Here is an 11201-nt window from a genome sequence, read left to right as displayed (position 1 = left end):
CTCTCCGGGTGCCCGCACGGCGCCCTGACGGCAGCCGTGTCGGCGCGGCGAGAATCGACGCACCGCCGAATGGGTGGATAAGGTCCCGATGCAATGACTGGCGGTGCGGAGACCCCGACGGCCCGGATGCGCAAAGCACTGCACCGGGCCCGCACGAGCCTGCGCAAGTCCGGCGTCGACTACTTCCGCGGCGACGGCTCCGACTGGGTCGCCCTCACCGCCCTCCTGCTCTCCGTCCCGGCCCTCGCCCTCGGCACCGTCGCCCAGCCCGAATGGTGCGCCCCCGCCGCGCTCGTCCTGCCCATCGTCGCCGGCGGCCTCCTGCTGCGCCCCGCCAGCCTCCTCGGCCTCTACGCCGCCGCGGCCACCGCCCTCGTCGTGGAGTCCGCGATCCTCGGCCCCACCCGGTACGGCGCCGAACGCGTCACGCCCGGCACCATCCTCGTCGTCGCCGCCGTCGGCTTCTTCGGGCTGCTCATCGCCCAGTTCCGCAGCCGCGTCGGCGTGCCCTGGAGACGCGGCGGCACCATGCTCTTCGACCTCCGCGAACGCATCCGCGTCCAGAGCAAGCTGCCCAAACTGCCCCGCGGCTGGCACCGCGAGATGGCGCTCCGCCCTGCCGGCGGCCAGTCCTTCTCCGGCGACTTCGTCGTCGCCGCCCGCACCGGCGGCGGCCGCACCCTGGAGGTCGTCCTCACCGACGTCTCCGGCAAGGGCATGGACGCCGCCTCCCGTGCCCTGCTGCTCTCCGGCGCCTTCGGCGGCCTCCTCGGCTCGCTCCCGCCGCACGACTTCCTGCCCGCCGCCAACGGCTACCTGCTGCGCCAGGACTGGGACGAGGGCTTCGCCACCTCCGTCCACCTCGTCCTCGACCTGGACACCGGCGACTACGAACTGCTCTCCGCCGGCCACCTCCCCGCGCTCCAGCTCAGCGCCGGCACCGGCCGCTGGGAGGAGAAGGCCGCCGAGGGCCCGCTCCTCGGCGTCTACGACGGCGCCGCGTTCGACCCCGTCAAGGGCACGCTGCGCCCCGGCGACGTCCTCATGCTCTTCACCGACGGCCTGGTGGAGACCAGCGACCGCGACCTCACCGAGGGCATGGACCGCCTCACCGGCGAGGCCGACCGCTACGTCGCCTCCGGCTTCCACGGCGCCGCCTGGCACCTGATCGAGGCCGTCGCCAAGGATGTGAACGACGACCGGGCCCTGCTGCTGATCTGCCGGGACCAGTGCCCGTAGACGCCGTGGGCACAGAAGTGGGCACAGAAGGAGAGATGCCGATGAAGCCGTCGCTGGACGAGGTCGAGGCGCTGGCCCGCCGGGCCCACGCCGGGCAGACGGACAAGGCCGGCCGGCCCTACGCCGAGCACCTGGCGGCGGTCGCCGCCGGCGTGCGCGAGCGCGGCGGCAGCGACGAGCAGATCGCGGCGGCCTGGCTGCACGACGCCGTGGAGGACGGCGCCGTCACCGAGGAGTGGCTCGCCGCCGCCGAACTCCCGCAGCCCGTCAAGGACATGATGCTCGCGCTCACCAAGCGGCCGGGCGAGGTGCCGGAGGCGTACGCGGCCCGCATCCGGGCCACGCCCGGCGCCCTGACGGTCAAGGCCGCGGACCTCGCGCACAACGCCGACCCCGCCCGGCTGGCCCGGCTGGACGACGCCACCCGCGACCGGCTCACCCACAAGTACGCCCGCATGCGGGCGCTGCTGGGGCTGACGGGGCCGGCGCCGGCTCCTTGATCGATTGGCCTGACGGCAAGCAGGGCAGTCAGAATGATCAACCCGCCGCCGGGGTCCCCCGGCCGCGGGTTCGTTTTTGTTGCCTTTGCTCACCTATGTCGGGGGATCTCATGAGCACGTCCACGCCGCCTCCCCATGCCCAGTCGCCCTACGGCCAGCCCTCGCCGTACGGGCAGCCGCAGCCGCCGGCCTACGGGCAGCCGCAGCCGCCGCAGCAGCCGTACGGCCACCCGCAGCAGCCCTACGGGCAGGCCCCCCAGCCGGGTTACGGCCAGCCGGCCCCGGCCCCCGCGCCGGCCCCGGCCCCGTACGGGATGCCCCAGCAGGCCCCCCAGACCCCTCAGGCCCCGCAGCCGTACCCGGCCGCGCAGCAGCCCCCGTCCCCCTACGGGCAGCAGGCCCCGGGCCCGTACGCCCAGCAGGGGCAGGGCACCGGCTGCCGGTTCTGCGGCGCCTTCCCGGCGGCGAACGTGACGGTGCGCGGCCACCAGGGCATCCTGATCCTGATGCGGTTCCTGCACATGAAGGGCCCCTTCTGCCGGAACTGCGGCCTGTCGGTCTGGCGCGACATGACCGGCAAGACCCTGTGGCAGGGCTGGTGGAGCCCGCTCTCCCTGTTCCTCTTCACGCCCTTCACGCTGATCTGGAACCTGTTCATCCGGTTCAAGCTCGACAAGCTCCCCGCTGGCCCGGGGCAGCCCGGGCAGCAGCTCGACCCGGGCGTGCCGCTGCGCCGCCGGCCGGCCGCGCTGGCGGTGCTGATACCGATCGCGTACTTCTCCGTGCTCGTCTACCAGATCGCCACGCACTGACGCATGCACTGACGCACGCACTGACGCACGCGCTACCGCCGGAACAGCCAGTCGGCCCGTGGCTCGACCACGGGCCGGAACACCCGCCGGACCGGCGGGCTGCACAGCACGGTGATCATCGCGACCGCCAGCAGCGTGACCACGGCCCAGCCCACCGGCTCCTTGATCCACGCCGCCGCCTCGTACCAGTCCCACCAGCGCGACAGCTTGATCAGGAAGCCGTGCAGCAGGAACCCGTAGAGGGTGCCGCCGCCCAGCGCCGTGAACCACGTCCTCCGGCGCGGCACCCAGGCGAGGAAGCAGACGATCAGCACCGCCGCGCAGCCGGTCAGCGCGGCGGTGGCCACGGGCGCCGTCCACAGGGGCTGGTGCAGCGCCTGCACGCTGTAGTTGCGGAACAGCCACGCCTCGTCCAGGTGCGGCGCCAGCCCGTACGCCAGCGCCACCGCCCCGGCGAGGACGGGCACCGCCGCGATCCGCACCCACCGGCGGCGCACCAGCTCGAAGTGGTGCCGCTCCAGGTTCAGCCCGGCCACGAAGAACGGCAGGAACTGGAACACCCGCATCAGGTCGAAGTCGTCCCCGATGCTGGGGCACGTCATGGCCAGCGTCGCGAGGACGAGGGAGAGCGGCACCGGCCACCGCAGCGCCTGCCACACCGGCGTGGTCAGTCGCCAGACGAACAGCGCCGCCAGGAACCAGTTGAGGTACCAGGGGTTCAGCAGCGTCAGGGGCTCCGGCGGCTCGCCCTTCTCCGCCCAGTGCTGGAACCAGGTGTACGCCACCTCGAAGACCAGGTACGGCACCACGACGCCGCTGACCAGCCGCCGCACCTTCGCCGGGCTCAGGTCGAAGCCGCGGGAGAAGTAGCCGGAGACGAGGATGAACGCCGGCATGTGGAAGGCGTAGACGGTCATGTAGAGGGCCGTCATCACGCGACTGGTGTAGGTGAGCGGCTGCCAGGCGTGGCCCAGCGCGACCAGGACGAGCGCCAGGTACTTGGCGTTGTCGAAGAAGGGGTCGCGCGCCGCGGGCGCGGAGGGTGGAGCGGTGGCCTCCGCGGCCTTCCGCCGGGCGGCGGACGCGCCGGGGGCCGGTGTGGCGGTGGGGGACATTCGAGGCACCCTAGCGGCGGACGGATGGCCCGTAAATCCCGGTGCCCATGGTCACCTGGCCGCAAGACCTGCGACGAATCGTCACTGCACCCCCACAGAACGGAAGTTGATGGCACGATGGTGCAACGGTGGGGGGCGTGCGGACGCATGGCTCCCGGTTACGCGGCCAGGTGTTTCCGACCGAAGGTGTGATCAGCTGTGGCCATTTCACTGTCCGTGGTGCTGCTCCTCGCGATCATCCTCGTGGTGCTGATCCGCAACGGGAGCATCAAGGGAGGGCCCGCGATCGTCGCCATCCTCTTCGGCTTCTTCCTGGCCTCGACGGGCATGGCGCCCTCGATCCACCGGTTTCTCAACTCGCTCGCCGAGACCATAAACCACATCAAGGTCTGAGGGTCCGGGGCCGGGCCGCAAGGGGCCGGGAACGACGGAAGCCCCCGGCTCGGGGGCCGGGGGCTCGTCGTACGGAGCGGGCGACGGGAATCGAACCCGCGTAGCCAGTTTGGAAGACTGGGGCTCTACCATTGAGCTACGCCCGCGCGCGCCGCCGGACGCGCTGTCGCGTGGCGGCACGGAGTGCATCGTAGCGGGTCGGGGCCGCGACCCGCACGCCACCCGCCCCCTCCTTCTCCTTCACCCGTACGGACCTGCCGCGCCCGCCGCGAGAACGGCCAGCCGAAGGGTCCGCGGGCATGTACCCTACGTGTCGCACCGACGGGGTGTGGCGCAGCTTGGTAGCGCGTCCGCTTTGGGAGCGGAAGGTCGTCGGTTCGAATCCGGCCACCCCGACCAGCAAGATCACATTGTGGGGCTCATCCTGCTTGCGGTTACTATGCAAGCTGCGCGTCTGTGTCTCTCTACCTCGCGCGAATCCGCTGACGGCAGCCAGTGCTGATCAGCAGAAACCCAGAAGTCAGCCCCAAGGAGACCGAACCGTGAAGAGCGCCGTGGAGACCCTGAACCCGACTCGGGTTCGGCTCACTGTCGAGGTGCCCTTCGAGGAGCTCAAGGCCAGCCTCGACGCGGCGTACAAGAAGATCAACAGCCAGGTCACGGTGCCCGGCTTCCGCAAGGGCAAGATCCCGGCCCGAGTGATCGACCAGCGTTTCGGCCGCGGTGCGGTGCTGGAGGAGGCCGTCAACGACGCGCTCCCGAAGTTCTACACCGAGGCCGTCAACGAGGGCGAGCTCAACCCGCTGGGCCAGCCCGACGTGGACATCACGGAGCTGAAGGACGGCGAGCTGCTGGCCTTCACCGCCGAGGTCGACGTGCGCCCCGCGCTGGAGATCCCGGACTACGCCGGCATCGAGGTCACCGTCGACCCCGTCGTGGTGACCGACGAGGACGTCGAGAAGTCCGTCGAGCAGCTGCGTGAGCGCTTCGCCACCACCGCCCCCGTCGAGCGCGCCGCCGCCGAGGGCGACATCGTGACCGTCGACCTGGAGGCCAAGGTCGAGGGCGAGGTGCTGGAGGACGGCGTCGCCAACGACGTCGACTACACCATCGGCTCCGGCCAGCTGCTGGACGGCATCGACGAGGCCGTCACCGGCCTCGAGGCCGGTGCCTCCGCCACCTTCACCTCGCAGCTGAAGGGCGGCTCGGCCGAGGGCAAGGACGCCGAGATCTCGGTCACCGTCAAGGCCGTCAAGGCCCGTGAGCTGCCCGCCCTGGACGACGAGTTCGCCCAGCTGGCCAGCGAGTTCGACACCCTCGAGGAGCTCAAGGCCGACAGCCGTCAGCGCCTCGAGCGGATGAAGAAGTTCGACCAGGCCACCCAGGCCCAGGAGAAGGTCCTCGAGGAGCTCATCAAGCTCGTCGAGGTCCCGATGCCCGAGAAGCTGCTGCAGGACGAGGTCAACACCCGCAAGCACAACCTCGAGCACCACCAGCTGGGCCAGATCGGCCTGACCCTGGACAAGTACCTCGAGATGCAGGGCAAGACCGCCGAGGAGTTCGAGGCCGAGCTCAAGGAGCAGGCCGAGAAGGGCATCAAGACCCAGTTCATCCTCGACGAGATCGTCAACAAGGAGAAGGTCTCCGTCGGCCAGGACGAGCTGACCGAGCACCTGATGCGCCGCGCCCAGTCCTCGGGCATGGCCCCCGACCAGTTCGCGCAGGCCGTCGTCGAGCAGGGCCAGGTCCCGATGCTCGTCGGTGAGGTCGCCCGCGGCAAGGCCCTCGCCACGGTCGTCGAGGCCGCCACCGTCAAGGACACCGACGGCAACGTCGTGGACCTGGACGAGGAGGACGAGACCGAGGCCGCCGGCGAGACGGTCGAGGCCGCCGAGGCCGCCGCCGAGGAGAAGTAAGGTCCGGGGGCCGGTCCCCGGTCCCGGGAACGCGCAGGGCCCGGCCGCCCCGCTCCCGCCCCCGTGGCGGAGGCGGTGGCGGCCGGGCCTTCGGCATGTCCGGGGGCCCGGTGAACCTGCGCTCAGAGCGAACAGTTCCTGATGCGGGATGGCGGCTGCCGACCAGCGCGTTAGGGTCCGTAGATACGAGGGCAGGGGAAGACGTGGCAGCCCGCCGGCCGCAGCCGGACGGGCCCGCCCCAGGCCCTCTGGAGAAGACGCGGAGACGGCCCGTCGCCGTCAGAGACGAGCAGGTGGATACGTGACGAATCTGAGCCCTTCCGCCGCCGGTGAGATCGCCATCGGTGGTGGCCTCGGCGACCAGGTCTACAACCGGCTGCTCGGGGAGCGGATCATCTTCCTGGGTCAGCAGGTCGACGACGAGATCGCCAACAAGATCACCGCGCAGATGCTCCTTCTGGCCGCCGATCCGAACAAGGACATCTACCTCTACATCAACAGCCCCGGTGGCTCGGTCACGGCCGGCATGGCCGTCTACGACACCATGCAGTACATCCCCAACGACGTGGTCACCATCGGTATGGGCCTGGCCGCTTCCATGGGCCAGTTCCTGCTGACCGGCGGCACCCCCGGCAAGCGCTTCGCGCTGCCGAACACCGACATCCTCATGCACCAGGGCTCGGCGGGCCTGGGCGGCACCGCCTCCGACATCAAGATCCAGGCCGAGCAGCTGCTGCGCACGAAGAAGCGCATGGCCGAGATCACCGCGGAGCACACCGGCCAGACCGTGGAGACGATCATCCGCGACGGCGACCGTGACCGCTGGTTCACCGCGGAGGAGGCCAAGGAGTACGGGATCATCGACGAGATCATCACCCACGCCTCCGGCGTTCCGGGCGGTGGCGGCACCGGGGCCTGACGCCCCCGCGCCGGGTCCCGGGCGGCTCTCCGCCCGGACCGGCGCCGTACCGCCGACCAGCCGCATTACAGCCCACAGACCGCCATCAGGATGGTGAACACCCGCATGAACATCTCGTCCCCCCGAGGCCTCCACGCCGGCCCGCAGGCGCAGTACACCGGCATGCCGGCCGAGTCGCGCTACATCGTCCCGCGCTTCGTGGAGCGCACGTCGCAGGGCGTGCGCGAGTACGACCCGTACGCGAAGCTCTTCGAGGAGCGCGTGATCTTCCTCGGCGTGCAGATCGACGACGCGTCGGCCAACGACGTCATGGCGCAGCTGCTGTGCCTGGAGTCGATGGACCCCGACCGCGACATCTCGATCTACATCAACTCGCCGGGCGGCTCGTTCACCGCGCTGACGGCGATCTACGACACGATGCAGTTCGTGAAGCCGGACATCCAGACCGTCTGCATGGGCCAGGCCGCCTCGGCCGCCGCGGTGCTGCTGGCCGCCGGTACGCCCGGCAAGCGCATGGCGCTGCCGAACGCCCGCGTGCTGATCCACCAGCCGTCCACCCAGACGGGCCGCGAGCAGCTCTCCGACCTGGAGATCGCCGCGCAGGAGATCCTGCGGATGCGGACGCAGCTGGAGGAGATGCTGGCCAAGCACTCCACCCAGTCGATCGACAAGATCCGCGACGACATCGAGCGCGACAAGATCCTCACGGCCGAGGACGCGCTCGCGTACGGCCTCGTGGACCAGATCGTCTCGACGCGGAAGTCGTCCGTCGCCGTCTGAGCGGCCCTGGTGCCACCGGGCGCCACCGCCGCCGGGTCTCCCTTGGCCGAGTAGGGCCAAGGGGGGCCCGCACGGAGGGCCCGGCAAGGTACCGTCGATAGGCAAGCACCCGGGTCCGCAGAACAGGGCGGATCCCAGGCGAAGGGGAAGCACCTCGTGGCACGCATCGGTGACGGCGGCGACCTGCTCAAGTGCTCGTTCTGCGGCAAGAGCCAGAAGCAGGTGAAGAAGCTCATCGCGGGTCCTGGTGTGTACATCTGCGACGAGTGCATCGACCTCTGCAACGAGATCATCGAGGAGGAGCTCGCCGAGACCTCGGAGGTGCGCTGGGAGGAGCTTCCCAAGCCCCGCGAGATCTACGAGTTCCTCGAGGGCTACGTGGTCGGCCAGGAGGCCGCCAAGAAGGCGCTCTCGGTGGCGGTCTACAACCACTACAAGCGCGTCCAGGCCGGTGAGAACGGCGGCCACAACCGCGACGACGGCATCGAGCTGGCCAAGTCCAACATCCTGCTGCTGGGCCCCACGGGCTCGGGCAAGACGCTCCTCGCCCAGACCCTCGCCCGCATGCTGAACGTCCCGTTCGCGATCGCCGACGCCACGGCGCTGACCGAGGCCGGCTACGTCGGCGAGGACGTCGAGAACATCCTGCTGAAGCTGATCCAGGCCGCCGATTACGACGTGAAGAAGGCCGAGACCGGGATCATCTACATCGACGAGATCGACAAGGTCGCCCGAAAGAGCGAAAATCCGTCGATCACACGGGACGTCTCCGGCGAGGGCGTGCAGCAGGCCCTGCTGAAGATCCTGGAGGGCACCACGGCCTCCGTCCCGCCGCAGGGCGGCCGCAAGCACCCGCACCAGGAGTTCATCCAGATCGACACGACGAACGTCCTGTTCATCGTGGGCGGCGCCTTCTCCGGCCTGGAGAAGATCATCGAGTCGCGGGCGGGAGCGAAGGGCATCGGCTTCGGCGCCACGATCCGCTCGAAGCGCGAGATCGAGGCCAGCGACCAGTTCCAGGAGGTCATGCCCGAGGACCTGGTGAAGTTCGGCATGATCCCGGAGTTCATCGGCCGCCTCCCGGTCATCACGAGCGTCCACAACCTCGACCGCGAGGCCCTCCTCAAGATCCTCGTCGAGCCGCGCAACGCCCTGGTCAAGCAGTACCAGCGCCTCTTCGAACTCGACGGCGTGGAGCTGGACTTCGACCGCCCGGCGCTGGAGGCCATCGCCGACCAGGCGATCCTGCGCGGCACGGGTGCGCGTGGTCTGCGCGCCATCATGGAAGAGGTCCTGATGTCCGTGATGTACGAGGTCCCGTCCCGCAAGGACGTGGCCCGCGTCGTCATCACGGCGGACGTCGTCCAGTCCAACGTCAACCCGACCCTGGTCCCCCGGACCCGCGGCACGGGCCCGGGCGAACGCCACGAGAAGAGCGCGTAGCCCGCACCGCACGAACGAAAGGGGCGCCCTGCCGGAAGCCGGCGGGGCGCCCCTTCTGTATGACGTCGCGGCTCCTTCTCCTACTTCGGCAGCTCCACCCGTACCGCCGAGCGCACCTTGGCCGTGAGCGTGCCGGCCTCGTCCAGGGGGATGTCCTGGCCGATGACGGCCCGCGTCGTGTCGGTGACGATGACCGCGCCGACCGTGCTGCGGTCGGCCCAGAAGCAGATGGGCATCGTGACGCTGCGGCCGTGGAACTGCGTGGCGCCGCTGTACTTGGCCTGCTGGCACTTCATCACGCCGTGGTCGAAGCCCTGCGGGGTGACCTTCTGCGGGGTGCCGGTCATTTCGACCTTGCCGCCGCCCTCGGCGGTCTGCTTGCGCTTGTTCGCCGCGAAGAAGCCGTCCACGACGCGCTCGGGGTCCTTCACCTTGCCCCACGCGCCGCTGAACTGGAGGTACTTGCCCGTGGCGCCCTCGCCCGACTGGTAGTCGGCCCCGGTCGTCTGCGCGTTGCTCACGCCGAGCAGCCGCAGTTGCCGCATGTCGTCGCTGTCGAAGCCGCTGCCCGGGTCCTCGGTGTCCTTGGTGTAGCCGGGGGCGACGCTGTCGGGCGTGGTGAGTTTGTAGCGCTTGCCGTCGTCCGGGACGGAGCTGCCGCCGCCGGTGTTGAAGAGGATCAGCAGCCCGCCGGCGATCGCCCCCACGACCACCAGCGCACCGATCGCCAGCGCCACGGTCTTCCCCGCGCCGCCGCGCTGCGGCGGCACCGGCGGCGGGTACTGCCCGTACTGCTGCCCGTACGGGTAGGGCTGCGGCTGCGGTTGCGGCTGTCCCCAGGCCGCCTGCGGCGGCTGGGGGTAGCCGTAGCCCGCCTGGCCCGGGGCGCCCCCGTAGGGGCTCGGCTGCTGCGGCGGCACCGGCGGCCCGCCGTACGGCCCGGGCTGGGAGTGGCTCATGCGGTGGGTTCCCCCTGTTTCCTGATCGGTCGGCGTTGCTGTCACAACCCGGGCATGGTTGCATGCCACACCGACACGACCGGCGCCGGGCCGCGGGTCCCGGCTACTGCTCCTTGCGGACCTCGTTGCGGATCTTGACCGTGGCCTCGGAGAGCTCCTTGGCGGACATGACGTTGCCGGTCGGGCCGCCGGCGCCGCCGGTGAAGCCGCCGGAGGTCTTGCTCACGACGTGCTGGATGACGCCGATGGCGCTCTTGTCGCCCCAGATGCAGGACGAGACCTCGGCGGTGGACGACATGGTGCCGATGGAGTAGGTCGACTTCTGCGTCCGGCACTTCATCACCGCGCCGTCGAAGCCGCTCGGCGAGAAGTCGGTCCAGGGTGTGACGACCTCGACCTTCGCCTTCGTGTTGAGGGACTGCCGCTGCTTCTCGTCCTTCGCGATGACCGCGTCGACGGTCTTCTTGGGGTCGGCGACGGTGCCGTAGGCGCCGCCGACGCCCAGGGTCTGCTTCTCGGCGTTCGTGTAGCCGCCCGAGATGGAGGTGCCGTTCTCGATGCCCATCTCCTTCGCCTCCTGGGCGTCGGCGATGCTCTTGGGCTGGTTCTGCTGCCCGGCCGGGGTGGGCGCCTTGGTGAACTTGCCCTCCAGGAGCGTGTCCGGCAGCACGATCGTGTAGGGCTTCACCTCGCCCGACCCGCCCGTCGTGACCGAGTCGCTGCCGCCGTTCAGGAAGAACACCGCGCCGGCCACCACCGCGCCCACCGCCACGACCGCGGCCACCGTGATGCCGATCGCCTTGCCCTTGCCGCCGCCCTGCGGCGGGGGCGGCGGGTAGCCGCCCGGCATGCCCGGCTGCTGGGGGATGTTCGGGTTCCCGTACGGGCCCGGGGGCTGGGGGGCGCTCCAGCCGCCCTGCTGCGGGGGCGCCCCGTACGGGGCCTGGGGGGCCTGCGGCGGCTGGGGGGCACCGTAGGGGGCCTGCGGCTGCTGCGGGTAGCCGTATCCGGGCTGGCCGGGCGCCCCGCCCTGGCCGTAGGGGTTGGGCTGCTGGGGGTAGGACATCGGGTCTCTCTTCGGTGGACGCACGCGACGACAGGTATGCGCCATCTTTTCCGATGCCT

At 70.6% G+C, this 11201-nt stretch carries 11 protein-coding genes and 2 tRNA genes; 9 read left to right on the top strand and 4 right to left on the bottom strand.

The window, feature by feature from the left end; genetic code table 11:
- Positions 1-93: 93 nt before the first annotated feature.
- From IE305_RS08120 to IE305_RS32880, 3 genes are all read left to right on the top strand, one after another.
- Positions 94-1239, top strand: coding sequence for a PP2C family protein-serine/threonine phosphatase (locus IE305_RS08120; protein ID WP_190128746.1), 1146 nt, complete (start codon positions 94-96; stop codon positions 1237-1239).
- 35 nt (positions 1240-1274) lie between these two features.
- The gene (locus IE305_RS08115; protein WP_190128745.1) at positions 1275-1739 is read left to right on the top strand and encodes an HD domain-containing protein; all 465 of its coding nucleotides are present in this window, start codon (positions 1275-1277) and stop codon (positions 1737-1739) included.
- Positions 1740-1849: 110 nt separating this feature from the next.
- Positions 1850-2551 (top strand): hypothetical protein, encoded by a 702-nt coding sequence (locus IE305_RS32880; RefSeq protein WP_229890687.1) that lies wholly within the window; start codon positions 1850-1852, stop codon positions 2549-2551.
- A 32-nt stretch (positions 2552-2583) separates the two neighbouring features.
- On the opposite strand, the gene IE305_RS08105 is transcribed toward IE305_RS32880, so the two are convergent.
- Positions 2584-3666, bottom strand: a complete 1083-nt coding sequence (locus IE305_RS08105; protein ID WP_190128744.1) for an acyltransferase family protein — start codon at positions 3664-3666, stop codon at positions 2584-2586.
- A 198-nt stretch (positions 3667-3864) separates the two neighbouring features.
- Between IE305_RS08105 and IE305_RS08100 the strand changes: the two genes are divergently transcribed.
- A complete protein-coding gene (locus tag IE305_RS08100) occupies positions 3865-4059 on the top strand; it encodes a hypothetical protein (RefSeq protein ID WP_190128743.1) in 195 nt (64 codons plus the stop codon).
- Between the two features lie 75 nt (positions 4060-4134).
- On the opposite strand, the gene IE305_RS08095 is transcribed toward IE305_RS08100, so the two are convergent.
- A tRNA-Gly gene (locus IE305_RS08095) sits at positions 4135-4205 on the bottom strand.
- Positions 4206-4381: 176 nt separating this feature from the next.
- Between IE305_RS08095 and IE305_RS08090 the strand changes: the two genes are divergently transcribed.
- The 5 genes from IE305_RS08090 to clpX all read left to right on the top strand — a co-directional run bounded on the left by IE305_RS08090 (position 4382) and on the right by clpX (position 9117).
- Positions 4382-4458 (top strand) — tRNA-Pro (locus tag IE305_RS08090).
- 143 nt (positions 4459-4601) lie between these two features.
- Entirely contained in the window at positions 4602-5975 is a 1374-nt protein-coding gene (tig, locus tag IE305_RS08085) for a trigger factor (RefSeq protein ID WP_190128742.1), read from the top strand.
- 301 nt (positions 5976-6276) lie between these two features.
- Positions 6277-6894 (top strand): ATP-dependent Clp protease proteolytic subunit, encoded by a 618-nt coding sequence (locus IE305_RS08080; protein WP_190128741.1) that lies wholly within the window; start codon positions 6277-6279, stop codon positions 6892-6894.
- A gap of 90 nt (positions 6895-6984) precedes the next feature.
- On the top strand, positions 6985-7674 hold the full coding sequence (locus IE305_RS08075; protein ID WP_308440230.1) for an ATP-dependent Clp protease proteolytic subunit: 690 nt from the start codon (positions 6985-6987) through the stop codon (positions 7672-7674).
- Between the two features lie 156 nt (positions 7675-7830).
- A complete protein-coding gene (gene clpX, locus IE305_RS08070; RefSeq protein WP_190128740.1) occupies positions 7831-9117 on the top strand; it encodes an ATP-dependent Clp protease ATP-binding subunit ClpX in 1287 nt (428 codons plus the stop codon).
- Positions 9118-9197: 80 nt separating this feature from the next.
- On the opposite strand, the gene IE305_RS08065 is transcribed toward clpX, so the two are convergent.
- A complete protein-coding gene (locus tag IE305_RS08065) occupies positions 9198-10076 on the bottom strand; it encodes a hypothetical protein (RefSeq protein WP_190128739.1) in 879 nt (292 codons plus the stop codon).
- A 103-nt stretch (positions 10077-10179) separates the two neighbouring features.
- The gene (locus IE305_RS08060) at positions 10180-11142 is read right to left on the bottom strand and encodes a hypothetical protein (RefSeq protein WP_190128738.1); all 963 of its coding nucleotides are present in this window, start codon (positions 11140-11142) and stop codon (positions 10180-10182) included.
- Positions 11143-11201: the final 59 nt, after the last annotated feature.

Origin of the sequence: Streptomyces mashuensis (assembly GCF_014654785.1) — a bacterium.
Taxonomy (GTDB): Bacteria; Actinomycetota; Actinomycetes; order Streptomycetales; family Streptomycetaceae; genus Streptomyces; species Streptomyces mashuensis.
The sequence above is the reverse complement of the archived record's forward strand: the minus strand, read 5'-3'. Positions and strand labels throughout refer to the sequence as shown.

Excerpts from the sequence above, each read along its gene's own strand:
- IE305_RS32880 (WP_229890687.1), top strand. The coding sequence starts at position 1,850 with ATGAGCACGTCCACGCCGCCTCCCCATGCCCAGTCGCCCTACGGCCAG.
- IE305_RS08060 (WP_190128738.1), bottom strand. The coding sequence starts at position 11,142 with ATGTCCTACCCCCAGCAGCCCAACCCCTACGGCCAGGGCGGGGCGCCC.
- IE305_RS08065 (WP_190128739.1), bottom strand. The coding sequence starts at position 10,076 with ATGAGCCACTCCCAGCCCGGGCCGTACGGCGGGCCGCCGGTGCCGCCG.
- IE305_RS08115 (WP_190128745.1), top strand. The coding sequence starts at position 1,275 with ATGCCGATGAAGCCGTCGCTGGACGAGGTCGAGGCGCTGGCCCGCCGG.
- IE305_RS08075 (WP_308440230.1), top strand. The coding sequence starts at position 6,985 with ATGGTGAACACCCGCATGAACATCTCGTCCCCCCGAGGCCTCCACGCC.
- IE305_RS08105 (WP_190128744.1), bottom strand. The coding sequence starts at position 3,666 with ATGTCCCCCACCGCCACACCGGCCCCCGGCGCGTCCGCCGCCCGGCGG.
- IE305_RS08120 (WP_190128746.1), top strand. The coding sequence starts at position 94 with ATGACTGGCGGTGCGGAGACCCCGACGGCCCGGATGCGCAAAGCACTG.